This is a genomic window from Cytobacillus sp. QJM3NY_8 (genome assembly GCF_056173585.1).
Window position 1 is genome coordinate 4568105 of the sequence record NZ_CM149681.1, and the last position, 17777, is coordinate 4585881.

Consider the following 17777-nt stretch of genomic DNA (forward strand, 5'->3'; position numbering starts at 1 on the left):
CTTGCCTCCCTTGGCTGGATAATATGGGGGAAGGTGGAAAAACTTTTATTAAGCGCTTTACGTATTGCGAAAAAAGTTTTATACATGCTGCGGAGGAAAAATACAGTTTTCTAAATATACTGAACTGTTAGAAGCCATATAGCCGCTACATCAAGCTGCATACTAGGATACTTTTTCGAGTAACAACAATTAATTTAAAAGGGGGTAATGTTTTGTCTCTGCTTCACCTGGCAATAATTTCACCATTTTTGCTTGCCATCCTTGTGCCTATTGCGTACAAGCTGTTTAGGCAGATACATACGGGTTGGTTCGTACTTCCTCTGCCAATCCTTTTATTCAGTTATTTTATCTCTTATTTATCCATCACCTCCAATCAGCAATCCGTCACAAAATCTTTTGCATGGATTCCCGCTCTTGGGATCGATTTCACGGCAAAAGTAGACGGACTTGGTTTGCTTTTTGCTTTGCTGATCACCGGAATAGGAGCCTTAGTTGTTCTGTATTCCATCTATTACTTGGATAAAAACAAAGAAAAACTGAACACCTTCTATGTTTACTTGCTTCTATTTATGGGGGCTATGCTGGGAGTTGTCCTTTCGGATAACTTGATTGTGCTTTATACTTTCTGGGAATTTACGAGCTTTTCTTCATTCCTGCTAATCGGGTACTGGTACCACAGAGAGAAATCAAGATATGGTGCACAGAAGTCGATGATCATCACGGTTTTCGGCGGTCTTTCTATGCTTGGAGGCATCATACTTCTTTATATGATGACTGGTACTTTCAGCATTTCCGAAATTATTGCTCAATCAGATGAGATATTTTCACATGCATTATTTGTTCCTGCTTTGCTTTGCATTTTGCTTGGGGCCTTTACCAAGTCTGCACAATTTCCATTTCACATCTGGCTGCCGGATGCCATGGAAGCTCCAACACCTGTCAGCGCATATCTTCATTCGGCAACAATGGTTAAAGCAGGCATTTATTTAGTTGCACGTATGAGTCCGGTATTTGCGGAGCACTCGCTCTGGCTCTGGCTCATTGCAGGATTTGGCATTACAACATTATTCTGGGGTTCCTTCTCAGCTGTCAAACAGACTGACCTTAAAGCCATCCTGGCTTTCTCAACGGTCAGCCAGCTGGGGATGATCATGTCCCTTCTCGGCATTGGTGCTGCAGCACTTCACTTCGAAACAGTAGAAGACAGTATTTATACGGTTGCCACTACAGCTGCTGTCTTTCATTTGATTAACCATGCCACTTTTAAAGGAAGTCTATTTATGGTAGCTGGAATCGTAGACCATGAAACCGGCACCCGTGATATCCGCAAGCTTGGCGGTCTGATGAACTTTATGCCGATTACTTTTACTTTGGCGGTCATCGGGACATTTTCTATGGCCGGGCTTCCGCCTTTTAATGGGTTCTTAAGTAAAGAAATGTTCTTCACAGGAATGGTCCGTGTTCTGGAAATGGATATATTAAATTTGGATACATGGGGATTCTTGTTCCCTGTTCTTGCCTGGGTGGCAAGTGTATTCACGTTCATTTACAGCATGATTCTTGTATTCAAAACGTTCACAGGCAAGTTCCAGCCTGAACAATTAGAAAAGAAACCGCACGAAGCTCCAATCGGTATGCTAATATCACCCATTATCCTGGCTTCACTAGTGATCATTATCGGTTTCTTCCCTAATATTATTTCAAACACGCTCATCTCTCCTGCACAGGCCGCCATCATGCCTGTTGAAGGGTATGTGTATGATACTCATATATACTTCTGGCATGGATTTACGCCTGAATTGTTTATGACATTGGGTGTTATTACATTGGGAATTCTGCTTTTTGTCACTCTGCCGAAGTGGAGAAGTGTGTATAATCTTTTCCCTGAGAAATTGGCGCTAAATCGTTTTTACGATTCTATGCTGGAAGTATCACAGAGGGCTTCCTTCAACTTAACAAGATTATATATGAACGGATTCATCAGAACCTATCTTGTGTATATTTTTTCATTTTTCATTGTAGCTTTGGCTACCACACTGGTTCTGAAAGATGCGTTTAAATTTGACACGGAGCATGTGGCCGACATCCATTATGCGGAGGTTCTGCTGGCATTAGTCATCGCTGCTGCATCTGTTTCCATTCTTTTTGTAAAATCCAGAATGACATCCATCATTCTGCTGGGGGCAGTCGGATATACCGTTTCATTGTTCTTTGTTATTTTCCGTGCTCCTGACCTTGCATTAACACAGCTTGTAATCGAGACTATTTCTGTCTCTTTATTCCTGCTTGCTTTCTACCATCTGCCTAAGCTTCGGCATGAGGAGCGGATGAGATTTAAAATGACGAATGCCCTTATTTCTGTCGGGGTGGGTGCGATTGTCACGCTGATTGCCCTATCTGCCCACAGCAATAAGATGTTTCCTTCCATTGCGCAATATTACGTCGAGAATACGTATAAGGAAGCAGCCGGGAAAAACATGGTAAACGTAATACTTGTTGATTTCCGGGGCTTTGATACCATGTTTGAAATTACGGTTCTCGGAATTGCAGCCCTTGGAATTTTCGCTATGATTAAACTTCGCCTGGAAGGAGGAAAGAAAAATGAAAACAAATGATATTATTCTGCAGACCGCTACGAAAGTAGTTTTGTTTCTCATTGTTCTTTTCTCTATCCATATCTTTTTTGCCGGTCATTATACACCGGGGGGCGGATTCGTCGGCGGTTTGCTGACATCGGGGGCAATCGTTCTGCTGCTGCTGGCTTTTGACATGAAAACTGTCTCAAAAATCCTTCCTGTCAATTATATTCACATGATTGCAGTTGGACTGCTATTTGCAATTGGTACAGGGGCGGGAGCATTGCTATTTAATGTCCCTTTCCTTACCCATGCTTTTGGACATGTTGACTTGCCAGTCCTGGGGGACACTTCCCTCCATACAGCTACACTGTTTGACCTGGGTGTTTTTCTGGTTGTTGTTGGCGTTACGATGACCATTATTCAAACGATAGGGGAGGATGAATAATGGAAATATTAATGGCTTTCGTAATTGGTATTTTATTTATGTCAGCTACTTATCTCATGCTGTCAAAAAGCTTGCTTCGCATTATTGTCGGAACCGGTCTTTTAAGTCATGGGGCACATATGCTGATATTAACGATGGGCGGTTTAAAAACAGGATCTGCCCCGCTGCTGGGTGAAAACGCACCCTCATATACCGATCCGATTCCCCAGGCTCTTATCCTGACGGCAATTGTAATCAGCTTCGGGGTCACTGCGTTTTTCCTTGTACTGGCATACCGTGCCTACCAGGAGCTTGGCACTGATAATATGGATCGAATGAGAGGAACTGAAGGAAATGATTAACTTTTTGATATTGCCCATCCTGATCCCTTTAGTTACGGGTGTCCTTCTCATCTTCACCGCTAAAAGAATCATGCTGCAAAGGTGGATTTCAGGCATTTCATCAGTGATTGCGATCATTTTTTCTGCCTTGCTGGTTCAGAAGGTTCGAGTTGACGGGATACAAACGCTGGATGTTTCAAGCTGGGAGGCTCCGTTTGGGATCACGCTTGTTTCTGACATGATGTCAGCTCTGCTGGTGCTGACAACCAGTATAATAGCATTTCTGTGCTTGATTTATTCATTTTGGAGCATTGGGGAAGCCAGAGAGAAGTTTTACTATTATGCTGCCTTCAACTTTTTAATTGTTGGCGTGAACGGTGCTTTTACAACAGGAGATATCTTCAACCTTTTCGTATTTTTTGAGGTTATGCTGATGGCTTCCTATGTATTGCTTGTACTGGGGGGAAAGAAGGCACAGCTTAGGGAGTCCATTAAATATATCCTTGTAAATGTTATATCTTCCGCTTTGTTTGTTATTGCTGTGGCCTATCTATATTCTGTTGTTGGAACGCTCAATATGGCGCATATATCCGTCCGCATCAGCGAAGCCAGCCAAGGGAATCCCCCTGGAATCATTACAGTGATTGCTGTGCTGTTTTTAATCGTATTTGGATTGAAAGGAGCCATTTTTCCTTTATATTTCTGGATGCCGGGCTCTTACTATGCGCCGCCTGCTCCTGTTTTGGCTTTATTCGGAGCGCTGCTGACAAAAGTCGGAGTTTACTCCATTACAAGAACCTATACGTTGTTCTTTTATCATGATACTGGCTTTACCCATCAGCTCTTGAGCTTTTTGGCGGTTATGTCGATCATCGCCGGAGTCATTGGAGCAATTGCCTACTGGGATATTAAGAAAATTATCATCTACAATATCATTATTGCTGTAGGGGCGATTTTGTTTGGAGTATCAGCGATGACGACTGATTCCCTTACCGGGTCCATCTTCTATTTGATTCATGATATGATTATTAAGGCGGCTCTATTTTTACTTGCCGGCATCGTTATAGCGATAGCCGGTACAAGCAACCTGCATAAGATAAGCGGGTTGATCAAGCGCTATCCTGGTCTGGGCTGGACCTTTTTCATCGCAGCGCTTGCTCTTGCGGGAATCCCGCCGTTAAGCGGATTTGTTGGAAAGCTTCTAATTGTTAAAGGCGGTTTCGAAGCAGAACATTACTGGGGAGCAGGGATTGTTTTAATGTCCAGTCTTCTTGTGCTGTTCTCAATCATGAAAGTCTTCATTAATGGCTTTTGGGGTACACCCCGCGCCTATAAAGGGGAAGACAAAGTACCTATCGGCAAAATGATGATTGCCCCGGTTATCCTTGTTGTCATTGCCGTTTTCTACGGAGCCGGCTCGGAGTATGTTTATCCGTATATCTTACAGGCTGCTGAAACTCTTGCAAATCCAGAAATATATATTGAAGCAGTTTTAAAGGAGTATTGAGTATGGCATTTCAAATATTATTAAATGTGTTCCTTGGGTTTATGTGGATGTTTTTAACAGGATCATACGAACCGGTTGCGTTCCTTAAAGGATACCTTTTTGGCCTGCTCATCATCTTTACTTTCAGAAGATTTTTCGATTCACGCTTTTATCTATTAAGAGTTGTGGCGGTAATCAATCTTTTGTTTCTTTTCATCAAAGAGCTTATCTTAGCGAACATCGGGGTGCTCAAAGTATTGTTAAGACCCAAGCTTGATATGCGGCCAGGCATTTTTGCCTACCCCACTGTCCTAAAAAAGGACTGGGAAATTACAGTACTATCGAATTTGATCACACTGACTCCGGGGACATTGGTTGTAGACGTTTCCCCGGATAATAAGATTCTTTACATTCATGCAATTGATATTGAAGATGCAGAGGAAACCATTGATTCAATCAGGAACTCGTTTGAAAAAGCAATCTTGGAGGTGAGCCGGTAATGCTGAATACTATTGTTCTAAGTGCCATCCTTATCATTTCGGCTGCCACCATCGGTTTGATTTACAGAGTGATAAAAGGGCCGACCACACCAGACCGTGTGGTTGCACTTGATGCTATTGGCATAAATCTTGTTGCAATTGTTGCATTGATTTCTATCGCCCTTAATACAAGTGCGTTTGTGGAGGTTATCCTTCTGATCGGGATCCTTGCCTTTATAGGGACCGTAGCCTTCTCTAAATATCTGGAGAAGGGGGTTATTATCGAAAATGAACGAGATCGCTAATATTGTCATTATTGTGCTGATTATTTTGGGAGCCTTTTTAAGCCTTGTCGCAGCATATGGTGTTATCAGGCTTCCTGATATCTATACCAGGAACCATGCCGCATCAAAGTCCGCTACACTGGGGGTTATGTCCATTCTGCTCGGAGCCCTGCTGTTCTTTTATGTTAAAGATGGCTTTTTCAATTCCAGAGTGCTGCTCGGAATTATATTCATCTTCATGACATCACCTGTAGCCGGGCATTTAATTGCCCGGGCAGCTTATAACTCCGGTGTAGAGCTATGGGATAAAAGTGTACAGGATGACTTAAAAGATGCACCACATATGAAAAAGGCAGGCAGCAAGGAACAATAAATGGGAAAACCGCAAGAAATCCTCTTGCGGTTTTGTTATTTTTTATTTTCTTTTTATTACGGCCATTGTGCATCTGGATGTGCATATCAGCTTGTCATTTTCATCCGTTATTTTGATATCCCATACCATTGTGGTTCTTCCCTGATGCAGCACTGTTGCGACAGCGGTTACAATTCCATCCTTTTTAGCACGTATGTGGTTGGCATTGATTTCAAGCCCTGCAACAGATTCCGTTTCTTTATCGCAAAGTTCAAAAGCTCCTATGCTTGCAACAGTTTCCGCAAGGGCGACAGACGCCCCTCCATGCAGCAGGCCAAACGGCTGGCGGGTGCGTTCATCAACAGGCATGGTAGCAACTACACGGCCCTTTTCAAGTGACACAATTTCCATTCCGAGTGTTTCGATTAATGTATCTTTCAACTCCATTCCCCTATCCCCCCTTTCCATATGTAAAATGTTGTCATACTATACTTCATTATATAAGAACAAACTATGTATGTCCTGTAGGACAATCAAAAAATAAGAGGTGACCGTCATGAATCGCGTTCGCGAAGGATTAATTCCAACTGTTCTCGGCACCGCTGTTACTGCGGCTGGATATGCAATGAAACAAAACCGCAGAACCAATAACATGTTATCAGATACCATCGTTGGTTTCGGGCTCGCCCATATTGTACTGGGAGCCATCGACCTGGTAGAGCACCGCAATCAGTATTAAATAAAAAAGGCAGCTTTCCAGGCTGCCTTTTTATATTTAAAGTCCCAACCCCTGATCATGCAGTTTTTCTTGCTCCTTCCCGCGCTTTCTTCTGGTGAAGCGAAAAATGAGGAAGAGCAAAGTCAAGCCTGCCAGGCTAAGCAGTAATTCTTTTTCATGTTTGATGATGGCATCAATATGATCTCCAAATACATAGCCGATCGTAAAAGTCACAGACAGCCATAACAGGGCGCCGCTATATGCAAACAAAGCGAATTTTTTAAATGGCAATTTACTGAAGCCGTATAAGAAAGGGAGGAAATTTCTGATACCCGGAACAAAATAACTGAAGGAGAGGGAAAAGGCATGATACTTCTCCATTAGTTTTAAAGAAGCATCAATCGTTTTAGACATTCTTTTACTTTTTTGAAAGTATTTCAGCAATGGCCTGCCGATCAAACGTCCGATTGTATAACAGGTTGACAGTGCAGCCAGGATGCCAAGATAAATGACAATGAAAGCAAGCACAGGGTGAAGTGTTTTTAAAGAGGAAGAAAGTCCAACAGTCATCACGATCAATTCATTTGGCACAGGAAAAATAAAGACCCCTACCCAAAGCCAAAGAAACAGCCCCAAATATCCGTTATTCTCAATAATTTCCAATATCAGTTCCAGTTCCATCCGGGGCCTCCCATCTATGTAAGCAGTGCTCACTTATTTATATTCATTACACTAATATATTCTTCATGCGGTTCTTTTACCCCTTTTCTAATTAGATCAATCCTTATAAAAATTGCCTTTCTAATGCACCTTATGCAAACCCATTTTATCTATGCAGGGTGCAAGCCACATTTTTGCGAGAAAGCATTTCATTTTGTTTTCTCATAGGAAAAGCCTTCGTTTCATATATTGGGAATGCGTGCATTAATTATTAATCGAAAGGGGCAGATCCGGATGTACCCCTATTATTATTTTCGCTACCCAAAGCCTGGATACAACCCTCAGCTTCAAAACTGCTGGAATTATCCGAATGCATATCAGTCTTATTATCATCCTGTCCATTTCTATAGAACCTTTCCAGCTGTCGATCCTCAAATGTTCATGAGCTCCGCTAAAAAAATGGAAGTCCTCATGAGGGACGCCAGTACATTGCTTGTAAATATGGCAGAGTCAAAAAAGTTTTCTTATGAACTGATGTCAGCCGCTCAGCAGTCAAAAAAGGATGCAGTCGAAAAAATGATAAAATCAACAGGAATTTCCCAAATTCCTGCGGTGTCCTATACACCTGACGGGCTCAGCCTCCATTTCGAGTCTGATAAGGAGGATTCCCAGAAATGCTGTGATCTTACATTAAAGCTGAGATGGATGTAAGAAAACATAAATAAAAAAGCTCTCAAAAGAGAGCTTTTACCTGTTCAGCGATAATAAGGGTTTCCATATGGTCCATAGCCAGGGTATCCGCCTCCGCCATAAGGAGCATATGGTGCAGCTGGCGGGCCATAGAATGGCGGAGGAGGGCCGTAAAATGGACGGGGAGCAAATAATGCTGCTCCCAGCCCCCCTCCCAGGAAACCGCCGAGCAGGCCGCCGACAAAAGGAGCTCCTAAAAAGAAGAACCTTTCGCCCCCGTTTCTATATGGGCCTCTATAATAATACATGCAGGGTAACCTCCTTAATTTTCAATGCCTTCTCTATTTAATATGCAGATGTCCGCATTTTGAGTGGGCTAACAGAAAAGCGGAAGGCGCCCGCTTTTAAAGGAACGCAGACTAAAACCTCCACGTCCTGTGGCAACGTCTGCATGACCCGCATCCTGCGGGCCTCAAGCATAAGACGAGCCGGTTAAAAGGTTGTTCTTTAACCTTTTGGACGGATTGGCTTATGCCCCCGAGTCCCTAGGAGCCGAAACTAGACAAGCTTGTGACCTCGAGGGGGTAGGCGCTGGAGCTGGACAGCATTAGAAAAGCGGAAGGAGCCTTGGTAAAACAAAATCCCCTTAGCCTTTTGGCCAAGGGGATTTGATCTATTAGTTAGCTGCTTTTACTTTAGCAAATGCATCTTCGACAGAAACATACTCATAGCCAAGATCTTTCGCAACCGCTGGATATGTGATGCTGCCGTTTACGACGTTAACGCCAAGCTTAAGTGCTGCATTGTCTTCAATAGCTTTAACAACACCTTTGTTAGCAATCTGCAGTGCGTAATTGATTGTAACGTTTGTAAGAGCAATTGTAGATGTTCTTGGAACGGCACCAGGCATGTTTGCAACAGCATAGTGAACAACGCCATGCTTATCGTAAGTTGGGTTATCATGAGTTGTAATGTGATCAACTGTTTCGAAAATACCGCCTTGGTCAATTGCCACGTCAACAACTACTGAACCAGGCTTCATTGTTTTAATCATTTCTTCCGTTACAAGCTTAGGCGCTTTAGCTCCTGGGATTAGAACCGCACCAATTACCAGGTCAGCATCTTTAACAGCTTGTGCAATGTTGAAAGGATTAGACATTAAAGTTTGGATGCTGTTTCCGAAGATATCGTCAAGCTGACGCAGACGCTCTGGGCTTAAGTCGATGATCGTAACTTGCGCGCCAAGCCCGATTGCCATTTTCGCTGCGTTGATTCCAACTACACCGCCGCCAATGATGGTAACTTTTCCGCGTGAAACGCCTGGAACACCTGCCAGAAGAATACCCATTCCGCCATTTGTCTTCTGAAGGAATTGAGCTCCAATCTGAGCAGACATGCGTCCTGCTACTTCACTCATTGGAGTAAGAAGAGGCAATGTACGGTTCACTTCTACTGTTTCATACGCGATAGCTGTAACACCTTTTTCAGTTAATGCTTTTGCAAGCTCAGGCTCTGCTGCAAGGTGAAGGTATGTGAAAAGAACCAAACCTTCACGGAAATATCCATACTCAGAAGCTAGAGGCTCTTTAACCTTCATAACCATTTCAGCATTCCATGCCTCTGCAGCTGTATCTACGATAACAGCTCCTACTTCTGTATAATCTTCATTTGTGAAACCGCTTCCAATACCTGCGTCAATTTCTACAAGTACTTTGTGTCCGGCTTTTACTAATGCATCAACGCTTGCTGGTGTCGCAGCAACACGATTTTCGTTATTTTTAATCTCTTTAGGTACTCCAATAATCATGGAAAAATCCCCTTTCAATCTATCAAATTGATATTTACTATTGTCAGTATAATAATTTTAGTAAAGCGCTGTCATTGTTGAATTGGTAAAATAAAAGAGCCTCCATTTGTGGAAATCTACAAATGGGGGCTCTTCTTTTCGATTCTCCGGATTTTAAGTTCAAGATATAAAGAAAGTTTTGTATTTGTATTCTTCAGATCCACTTCCCCGATATCGGTTATCCTCTTTAAGCGATAATTCAATGTATTCATATGGATATGCAGCTTTTTAGCTGTTTCATTCACATTGCTGTCATGATCAATAAAGGCTTCCAGAGTAGCCAGCAGATTGGTCCGATGCTCAAGATCATATTTTTTAAGCTTTTCGATAGCCGGATGCTCATATGGTTCCAGCCGTTTCTTTTCGAGTATGGCATCAAGATAGCGAAAAATGCCAAGCTGCTGATAGCTATAAACATGATGAATCTCTTCGGGAAATTGTTCTTTAAGGCGCAGGACCTGCAGTGCCTCCTGATAGCTTTTTTCAACTTTTTCATAGTGTTGATAAGTTGTTCCAGTTGCCCCGCTAATATGACCAATGCTAAACCGCGTATTCATTTGATCGATGAAAAAACGGATAAATTCTATAAAAGCACTTTCAGAAAAAGCAGGATCTGGAGGCGCTGCCAGAATAATAAATTCATTTCCCATCGCTGCATGAAAGGTTATATGAACCTTTTGGCTCGTCGTGATCAAATAAATGATATTTTGTTCTATTTTAGAGGTAACTTCTTCTTTAAACCTAAAGACAAGTACAGCAAACGGCGATGGCGGTTTAATGCTTAACTCCTCAAACTTTTCTGCAATTTCATCATGGCTTTGGAAATGGCCGGTTAACAGCTCCCAGAAAAAATCCCGGTATCCCTCAGCTCTTTTTTTCTTTTGGGCGTTTAATCTAAGCATTTCCGTCCTTGCAGACTGTGCAGCAAGCTTAAGCAGGTTCAGCTTGCTTTCTGTCAAGAGGGTTTCTTCTTCAACTGCCCATATGTAGCCTAATACTTCATTATGATTGCGTATGGAAATGGCTACCCGATTTCCAAGTCCTATTTCCTTTATTTCAGGGATTCTAAGCGGTTCTCCGCTTTGCATCAGCTGCGGAATCACACGTTCCTTCCATAAACGATTAATCACTTTTTCAGGAACCTTTCTGCTGATAATCGTTGCGATTCTTGCAGTATCTGTCTGGTCATCATGTGTACTGTAGGCCAGCAGGCGATGGTTAACATCTTCTATTGTAACAGGGCATTCCAGGACATCGCGGATCTTATCTACCAATTCCTCCAGATCACTGAATGCCCTCTTAAACGGATCTTTTTCCATTTTATCATCACCCAATCGTAAAACTCCTTTGAACGGTAATTCACTTTTTCTATCCTATTATATTATACCTCAGGTCCCACCCGGTACTCTACCAAAGCCTTCAAGCCATTCGACAAAATTCGGGCGGTACCTGTAAACTTTTTTTGAAAGATTCCCAATAGTTTTACTTCTCCTATTTGACTTGAAGTTATATTCAGATAATTTTACAATAGGACATGTTCACAAAAAAATCATATTTTAATAGGTTTGTTCACAGCAATTGAAAGCGTTAACATCTGGGAGGCGATGAAATTTATGCTTGAGGCGCTTAATAAAATTAACGGGGTGCTCTGGGGCACACCAAGTTTGATTTTGCTTTTTGGTACTGGTGTTCTTTTAACATTCATGCTGAAAGGCCTTCAATTCAGAAGGCTGATATATGCGTTTAAATTAGGGTTTACCAAAGAAGGTCAGGCTGGGTCTAATGATGAGGGCGATGTCAGTAACTTTAAGGCGCTTATGACAGCTCTCGCAGCAACAATTGGCAATGGTAATATCGCCGGTGTTGCCACTGCGATTACACTTGGCGGACCAGGGGCCATCTTCTGGATGTGGATTGTTGGTCTGCTGGGAATGGCAACCAAATATGCTGAGGCATTACTGGCAATGAAATACCGAGTGAAAAACGCAAATGGAGAGTACTCCAGCGGACCGATGTATTATGTAGAACGCGGTCTTGGCAAAAAGTTCAAATGGCTTGCAGTTGCATTTGCAATCTTCGGAGCATTTGCAGCACTTGGAATCGGCAACAGTGTTCAATCGAATACCATTGCAGCTGTTATGGACACTTCATTTGGAATAAATAATTGGATTACAGGCGTTATTCTTGCTGTACTGGCTGCTTTAATCATTTTTGGCGGCATTCAGCGTATAAGTACAGTTGCTGGATTCTTTGTACCCGTCATGGCGGTGCTTTATATTGGCGGTGCTTTAATTATCCTGGCAGTTAATTATGATCAAATCATTCCTGGTTTCCAGACTATCTTCTACTATGCCTTCAATCCGGTTGCAGCGACTGGCGGTTTTGTCGGTGTTGTTGTATCTGAAGCGATCAAGAATGGTGTTTCAAGGGGGATTTTCTCTAATGAAGCCGGTCTTGGTACAGCAGCGCTTATCGCAGGCAACGCAAAGACAGACCACCCTGTAAAACAGGCTCTTGTTGCAATGACTGGTACATTCATTGTTACAATTGTTGTTTGTACGATGACTGGATTAGTGCTTATCATGACTGGTTTCTGGGACACAACTGGCGGATTGATCTCTGGTGTGGCTCATGACGGCAGCCTTGACGGCGGGGCATTAACAAGTGCAGCCTTTGCCCATGTACTTGGAACAGCGGGTGAATATATCGTTGCATTCTCTGTTATATTCTTCGGTTTTTCAACAATCGTCGGCTGGTATGTATACGGCGAAAAATGCTTTGAGTACCTGGTTGGCACAAAAGGAATTATGGGATACCGTGCCATCTATATCTTTGCGACTGGAATCGGTGCGGTTGCCAACTTAACTACCGTTTGGGCTTTCGCTGACATGGCAAATGCATTAATGATGATTCCTAACTTGGTTGCATTAATCCTTCTAAGCAAAGTGGTTGTTAAAGATACTAATGAATTCTTTGAAAACCACTATAAAGCGGCCAATAAGCAGCTTAAAAATGCTGGCTGATATATTAAAACAAACACAGGTCCTGGATCTGTGTTTGTTTTTGTTTTAAGCTGTGTTCCTAAAATATCTCCCGCTGGAATCCCAAACATTCATTTTTTTCGTGAATATAGGCAAATATTCGATAGTGATAGAGAAAATCGTCAGTTACTATTCCTTCTCCTTCAAAAGAATAAGCATCTATAAAAGCTTCTATTTTGTCTTCATCCTCTTCATCCCATACCCCGGTCAACCAGACTTTATAGGCAAGTTTGCTGTTTAAAGCGTGATATCCGCTTTCTTCAAAAAGTTCCTCTATTTGCTCCCTTTCCACCTTTTAAGCCTCCCTTCTCGTATGTTATCCATCCTTTTCTGTTTTTAACTTCTTTATGCATTTTGGGACAAGGCAAATATACAATTTTAGCACCACATGGGGTTAACTTGTCTATACTATATCGAAGTCTATTTTATTCAGAAGGATTGATTTTTAAAAAGACTAAGGGAGGGATAACGATGGAATTGAACGAGTTATTTCATTTAGGCAATAAAACAGCAATTGTAACAGGAGGAGGCCGAGGACTCGGCGAGCAAATGGCAAATGCACTTGGGGAAGCAGGAGCAAATGTAGTCATCTGCTCACGCAGCATTGAAGCATGTGAGCATGTCAGAAAAAGCCTTGAAGCAAAGGGAATTAAATCTCTGGCGATTGAATGTGACATAGCCAATGACGAAGACATCCAAATCGTCATCAGCAAGACCTTAGAGACATTTGGAAGCATCGATATTCTCATTAATAATAGCGGGACATCCTGGGTTGCGCCATTTCTTGAACTGCCTGCTGATAAATGGGACAAAGTCATGAATGTGAATCTAAAGGGGCTGTTTTTATTTTCACAGGCTGCGGCAAAAGTGATGACGAAGCAGGGCAGCGGCAAAATCATTAATATTTCTTCTGTAAATGGAATGAGGGGTACACATTCCGCATTTCTTGATGCAATTGCCTACAATACAAGTAAAGGAGCTGTTATTGCACTTACAAAGGATTTAGCTGTAAAATTGGCACCTGCCGGCATTCAAGTAAACGCTATTGCTCCAGGATTCTTTCCTACAAGAATAACAAAGGTCCTGGAAAAATCGAGTCCAGTTATTCTTGGAAAAATTCCTGCCGGAAGGTTTGGAAGTGAACATGATTTAAAAGGAGCAGCTGTCTTTTTATCCTCCAAAGCATCTGATTACATGACTGGACAGGTTTTAGTCGTAGATGGAGGAATGACAGCATCCCTCTAAGTCCGTTGATTGGTTGACTTCATAGAAAGGAGAATGTTTATGTCTATTAACCATACTGAAGCCCTATTACAGGCAATAAAAAAGTTAGGGACAAAAGTGGAAAGAGAACTGAATGAATCCATTCAGAACTCTATCAACAAAGAAGAAATATTTAAAAATCTAATCACCCGTTCCGAGGTGACCGCAGCAAGCATGAAAAAACTCCAGGAAGCCATTGAGACACTATCCATCCCTCTTAATTTCCCTACCAAGACTGACGTGGCAAATGCAGCAAAATTAACTGTGCAGGCGGAAGAAAAAATGGACCTGATTGACGAAAAAGTCATAGCTTTGGCTCAATCACTAGAGGAAATAAAAAAGGCACTTGGCAGTCCTGATTTAAAGCAGTCGCTGGATCAGGAATTGCAATCTTCCAGCAGCAGTGAAAGCGCGGGAAAATAAATGGATCAAAATACAGCTTCCAAAAAACTGCATGGATTCTTTAAGACCATTCTCCAGCCCCCGGAGACCCATTCAACTCCAAGGACTGCAGTTTGGAAAAGAAATAAGGCTACTCTCTGGCACTATGCCCCTTCCAGTAAAAAATACAAAATTCCAGTTTTCCTTGTATATTCGCTCGTCAATCAGCCCTTTATTCTAGATCTTTGTCCGCAGAACAGTTTAATTGAGGCTTTGACCAACAGCGGATACGATGTTTACTTGCTGGATTTCGGGATTCCCGGTTATGAGGACAAAGAGATTACGATGGACGATTATATTACTGAATACATCCAGAAGGGGGTAAAAAGAGCTTTATATCACGCCAAAGCAGAAGAAATAACCGTTATGGGCTTTTGCCTGGGCGGCACTTTTGCAGCCATTTATGCGGCCATTGCGGATGAGCCGGTCAAAAACTTAGTATTATCTGTCGCACCGGTTGACTTCAGCATCGTCCCTGTCTTTGATAAATGGGCAGAAGAATTGCGGAATGGAGAAGGCAGCCTGGACTCCATTTTTGAAGCATGGGGACTTATACCACCCTTTGCCATCAAATCAGGTATGCGGCTTTTTACTTCACCCATTTATTACTCCCCTTATTTGTCGCTTCTGGCCAGGGCTGACGATGAAGCATACGCCTCCCGGTGGAAACGTTTCAGCCACTGGACCGATGGCCATATTCCATTTGCAGGGGCAGCACTAAAGCAAATCAATTATGACCTTTTGAAAGAAAATAAGCTTGTGAATGGGACCTTAACCGTCGGTGAAAGGAAGGCGGTGCTAAGCAATATCAAAGCCAATTTACTCGCTGTTGCTTCGGATCATGACCGCCTTGTACCAAAAGAACAGATTTTTCCGGTCATGAACCTGACCTCAAGTACTGACAAAACTTTCCATCTGCTTCAAGGGGGGCATGCCAATCTGACTTCAGAGGGAAAAGTTCCTGACTATCTGGACAAATGGCTGGCATCGCGCTCGGGACAAATATAATATTCAATTTCCCCTGTCTCTGCAGGGGATTCACTTTTAAAGGAGGTATCTTAATGATTTTATGGAATTATCCAAGTTATATTATAAGCGACCACACTATCAGTGCCTATATGGGTTTTGCTTCATATGTGTTTAAAGATTTATTCTATGTATAGCTTTTAAAAACCATGCAATTGCTGCATGGTTTTATTAATTTTAATATCTTTACTAAATTGTGTTTTTAAGTTCTGGGTTGCAAATAATAAAAAATGAACAAAAGGCAGAAGTCCTCTCCATAAAGAGCGCATGAGAGAGAAATCTGCCCAATGACAAGAACAGAAGGAGACTAATAATGGACATGAAGATTTTTAAGGCAATCAACCGAATGTCCGGACGTATTGCTTTCATGGACTTTTTAATGATTCTTATATCAAATAGGGCAAGGTATTTATTTTTATTCGTACTGGTATGCATGTGGCTGGCAAAAGGTTCCTCCAAAACAGCCGCAAAAAAAGCTGCTGCAGCTTCCCTGATCGCTATCCTGGTTAACAAGATCATTAAAATTTGTTATTTTAAGCCCCGCCCCTTCATAAAAAACAAGGTTGGCATATTGATCCCAGCCAAAAGAGATTCCAGTTTTCCAAGCAAACATACAGTGGTGTCGTTTGCTGCTTCTATCGTCATTTTTTACGGCAATCGATTTATAGGTCGTATTTTGCTGTGGGTTTCAGCTCTTACAGGTTTCGCGCGTATCTGGGCTGGCCACCATTACCCTTCCGATGTAATAGGCGGTGCCCTTATTGGCGGAACAATAGGCTGGATGACAGAAAAATGTTTACATTTGAATTTGAAAGAAGGAAATCAGGATGATAAAAAAATGTAAAATCCTCACTTTCTTTGCCGAATGAAAACTTGTTTTGTCAGCTGGGAAGGACTTCCCGTTATCCGGATAGAATCCATTGTGAAAACGGGAGGGGATTCAGAATGAATACAAGTGCTGCAGCCAAGTTGTTAGGAGTTTCGCCAAGCACTATTCAGCGATGGGTTAAACAACTGGGACTCCGGACGGAACGGAATGAACTAGGCCATTACTTATTTAGCGAAGAAGACATTAACCTGCTAAAGCAGGTGCAGGACCAGCTTAACCAGGGGATTATATTGCAGGACGTTACGGTAAATGGCAAAAAGACCAGAAAAGGTACGGTCCAGGGCGAAACAGCTGAACCAGCCATGGAGAAAATTTATTTGAAGATCAGCGAGCTTGAGCAGCGGCTGAACGGAAAAGCGGATGATGTTGTCTCCTATCAGCTGCTGCAGCACCGCAGCGAAATAGAAGAGCTGCAAAAAGAGAATGCACGCTTGCTTAAACGGATTGAGGTTCTTGAAGCCAGGACAGCTGTAAAAAGCCGAACCCTCCCCGCTGATACCCTTTTGGTTTTTGATCAGGAGAAGCCCAGAAAAAAATTAAAAAAGAAAAATATTTTTACTATGCTATTTGGATTTTAATGGGCATAAAAGCGTTACGGCATGTAACGCTTTTATGTTGATTAATCATCCCAGCTGAATCGCTGCTCACGGAAGGGGTCACCATAGTTGTGATAGCCGTTTTTCTCCCAAAAACCAGGTTTGTCAGTTTCAGAAAACTCGATGCCTCTAATCCACTTTGCACTTTTCCAAAAATAAAGATGCGGAATCACGGCTCTTAGTGGAAATCCATGCTCAGGAGTCAGGAGCTCACCGTTATGAGTATGGGCAAGCAGACTGGTGCTTTTTAAAAAATCTTTAATGGGGAGGTTCGTTGTCCACCCTTCTTCCGCATGGAGAACTACAAATTGGGCGATTTCTTTTATGCCTGCCCGCCTGGCAATTTCCGTGGCGGAGACTCCCTCCCAAACATTATCAAGCTTTGACCAGCCCGTAACACAGTGGATATCATTTTTGTACTGTGTCTGAGGAAGGTTCATTACCTCCTCATGCGAAAAGGATAATTCCTTTTCCACTTCCCCAAATATCTGCAGACTCCATTCCTGCATATCCTTATAGTGCGGAACATTTCCATAGTGCAGTACAGGAAAGGCAGTCGTCACATTTTGATTTGGCGGTACCCGGCTTGAGGTCTGTTTTCTGATTTTCCCGAAATACACTGAAGCCACCTCAGTTCTTTTTCCTTTATCGTACCCTACTTT

Annotated in this window: 22 protein-coding genes; 15 read left to right on the forward strand and 7 right to left on the reverse strand. The window is 42.4% G+C overall.

The genetic code is table 11. The annotated features are described in order from the left end of the window. The first annotated feature begins 212 nt into the window (after positions 1-212). Genes AC0VZ9_RS23380 through mnhG form a run of 7 tightly spaced genes read left to right on the forward strand, consistent with a single transcriptional unit; the run spans position 213 to position 5966 of the window. Positions 213-2615, forward strand: a complete 2403-nt coding sequence (locus AC0VZ9_RS23380; RefSeq protein ID WP_019380052.1) for a Na+/H+ antiporter subunit A — start codon at positions 213-215, stop codon at positions 2613-2615. Further along, entirely contained in the window at positions 2602-3024 is a 423-nt protein-coding gene (locus AC0VZ9_RS23385) for a Na(+)/H(+) antiporter subunit B (RefSeq protein ID WP_009331654.1), read from the forward strand. The genes AC0VZ9_RS23380 and AC0VZ9_RS23385 overlap by 14 nt, the downstream gene beginning before the upstream one ends. Continuing rightward, positions 3024-3365, forward strand: coding sequence for a Na(+)/H(+) antiporter subunit C (locus AC0VZ9_RS23390; protein ID WP_071156700.1), 342 nt, complete (start codon positions 3024-3026; stop codon positions 3363-3365). The genes AC0VZ9_RS23385 and AC0VZ9_RS23390 overlap by 1 nt, the downstream gene beginning before the upstream one ends. Continuing rightward, positions 3358-4851: a Na+/H+ antiporter subunit D gene (locus AC0VZ9_RS23395; RefSeq protein ID WP_071156698.1), complete on the forward strand. Its 1494-nt coding sequence runs from the start codon at positions 3358-3360 to the stop codon at positions 4849-4851. The genes AC0VZ9_RS23390 and AC0VZ9_RS23395 overlap by 8 nt, the downstream gene beginning before the upstream one ends. A 2-nt stretch (positions 4852-4853) precedes the next feature. Further along, positions 4854-5330 carry a Na+/H+ antiporter subunit E gene (locus AC0VZ9_RS23400; RefSeq protein WP_009331657.1) on the forward strand — a complete coding sequence of 159 codons (477 nt, stop codon included), beginning with the start codon at positions 4854-4856 and terminating at the stop codon, positions 5328-5330. Beyond that, positions 5330-5614, forward strand: coding sequence for a Na(+)/H(+) antiporter subunit F1 (locus tag AC0VZ9_RS23405; RefSeq protein ID WP_009331658.1), 285 nt, complete (start codon positions 5330-5332; stop codon positions 5612-5614). The genes AC0VZ9_RS23400 and AC0VZ9_RS23405 overlap by 1 nt, the downstream gene beginning before the upstream one ends. Then, positions 5598-5966, forward strand: coding sequence for a monovalent cation/H(+) antiporter subunit G (gene mnhG, locus AC0VZ9_RS23410; RefSeq protein WP_009331659.1), 369 nt, complete (start codon positions 5598-5600; stop codon positions 5964-5966). Before AC0VZ9_RS23405 ends, mnhG begins: the two co-directional genes overlap by 17 nt. A gap of 42 nt (positions 5967-6008) precedes the next feature. Here mnhG and AC0VZ9_RS23415 read toward each other — a convergent pair whose 3' ends face one another. Continuing rightward, positions 6009-6392, reverse strand: coding sequence for a hotdog fold thioesterase (locus tag AC0VZ9_RS23415; protein WP_009331660.1), 384 nt, complete (start codon positions 6390-6392; stop codon positions 6009-6011). A gap of 109 nt (positions 6393-6501) precedes the next feature. Between AC0VZ9_RS23415 and AC0VZ9_RS23420 the strand changes: the two genes are divergently transcribed. Then, entirely contained in the window at positions 6502-6684 is a 183-nt protein-coding gene (locus tag AC0VZ9_RS23420; RefSeq protein WP_009331661.1) for a hypothetical protein, read from the forward strand. Positions 6685-6720: 36 nt separating this feature from the next. Here the strand turns inward: AC0VZ9_RS23420 and AC0VZ9_RS23425 are convergent, their stop codons facing one another. After that, positions 6721-7344: a DedA family protein gene (locus AC0VZ9_RS23425; RefSeq protein ID WP_009331662.1), complete on the reverse strand. Its 624-nt coding sequence runs from the start codon at positions 7342-7344 to the stop codon at positions 6721-6723. A 273-nt stretch (positions 7345-7617) separates the two neighbouring features. Here AC0VZ9_RS23425 and AC0VZ9_RS23430 point away from each other — a divergent pair, with 273 nt between their 5' ends. After that, entirely contained in the window at positions 7618-8034 is a 417-nt protein-coding gene (locus AC0VZ9_RS23430) for a YuzC family spore coat inner layer protein (RefSeq protein ID WP_475396763.1), read from the forward strand. Positions 8035-8078: 44 nt separating this feature from the next. Here AC0VZ9_RS23430 and AC0VZ9_RS23435 read toward each other — a convergent pair whose 3' ends face one another. The 3 genes from AC0VZ9_RS23435 to AC0VZ9_RS23445 all read right to left on the reverse strand — a co-directional run bounded on the left by AC0VZ9_RS23435 (position 8079) and on the right by AC0VZ9_RS23445 (position 11193). Continuing rightward, the gene (locus AC0VZ9_RS23435; protein WP_019380049.1) at positions 8079-8321 is read right to left on the reverse strand and encodes a hypothetical protein; all 243 of its coding nucleotides are present in this window, start codon (positions 8319-8321) and stop codon (positions 8079-8081) included. A 368-nt stretch (positions 8322-8689) separates the two neighbouring features. Continuing rightward, entirely contained in the window at positions 8690-9820 is a 1131-nt protein-coding gene (ald, locus tag AC0VZ9_RS23440; RefSeq protein ID WP_019380047.1) for an alanine dehydrogenase, read from the reverse strand. A gap of 116 nt (positions 9821-9936) precedes the next feature. Next, positions 9937-11193 carry a PucR family transcriptional regulator gene (locus AC0VZ9_RS23445; RefSeq protein WP_083390468.1) on the reverse strand — a complete coding sequence of 419 codons (1257 nt, stop codon included), beginning with the start codon at positions 11191-11193 and terminating at the stop codon, positions 9937-9939. A 279-nt stretch (positions 11194-11472) separates the two neighbouring features. On the opposite strand from AC0VZ9_RS23445, the gene AC0VZ9_RS23450 reads away from it, so the two are divergent. Next, positions 11473-12882: an alanine/glycine:cation symporter family protein gene (locus tag AC0VZ9_RS23450; RefSeq protein WP_019380045.1), complete on the forward strand. Its 1410-nt coding sequence runs from the start codon at positions 11473-11475 to the stop codon at positions 12880-12882. Positions 12883-12940: 58 nt separating this feature from the next. Here AC0VZ9_RS23450 and AC0VZ9_RS23455 read toward each other — a convergent pair whose 3' ends face one another. Beyond that, a complete protein-coding gene (locus AC0VZ9_RS23455) occupies positions 12941-13192 on the reverse strand; it encodes a hypothetical protein (RefSeq protein WP_009331669.1) in 252 nt (83 codons plus the stop codon). A gap of 179 nt (positions 13193-13371) precedes the next feature. On the opposite strand from AC0VZ9_RS23455, the gene AC0VZ9_RS23460 reads away from it, so the two are divergent. The 5 genes from AC0VZ9_RS23460 to AC0VZ9_RS23480 all read left to right on the forward strand — a co-directional run bounded on the left by AC0VZ9_RS23460 (position 13372) and on the right by AC0VZ9_RS23480 (position 17097). After that, positions 13372-14145, forward strand: a complete 774-nt coding sequence (locus AC0VZ9_RS23460; RefSeq protein WP_071156694.1) for an SDR family oxidoreductase — start codon at positions 13372-13374, stop codon at positions 14143-14145. Positions 14146-14184: 39 nt separating this feature from the next. Beyond that, on the forward strand, positions 14185-14586 hold the full coding sequence (locus tag AC0VZ9_RS23465; RefSeq protein ID WP_019380042.1) for a hypothetical protein: 402 nt from the start codon (positions 14185-14187) through the stop codon (positions 14584-14586). Beyond that, positions 14587-15612: an alpha/beta fold hydrolase gene (locus tag AC0VZ9_RS23470; protein ID WP_071156692.1), complete on the forward strand. Its 1026-nt coding sequence runs from the start codon at positions 14587-14589 to the stop codon at positions 15610-15612. Between the two features lie 331 nt (positions 15613-15943). Beyond that, positions 15944-16474 carry a phosphatase PAP2 family protein gene (locus AC0VZ9_RS23475; RefSeq protein WP_019380039.1) on the forward strand — a complete coding sequence of 177 codons (531 nt, stop codon included), beginning with the start codon at positions 15944-15946 and terminating at the stop codon, positions 16472-16474. A 101-nt stretch (positions 16475-16575) separates the two neighbouring features. Beyond that, positions 16576-17097, forward strand: coding sequence for a MerR family transcriptional regulator (locus AC0VZ9_RS23480; protein WP_071156690.1), 522 nt, complete (start codon positions 16576-16578; stop codon positions 17095-17097). Between the two features lie 41 nt (positions 17098-17138). Here the strand turns inward: AC0VZ9_RS23480 and AC0VZ9_RS23485 are convergent, their stop codons facing one another. Further along, a complete protein-coding gene (locus tag AC0VZ9_RS23485; RefSeq protein ID WP_071156720.1) occupies positions 17139-17735 on the reverse strand; it encodes a sulfite oxidase-like oxidoreductase in 597 nt (198 codons plus the stop codon). Positions 17736-17777 lie beyond the last annotated feature (42 nt).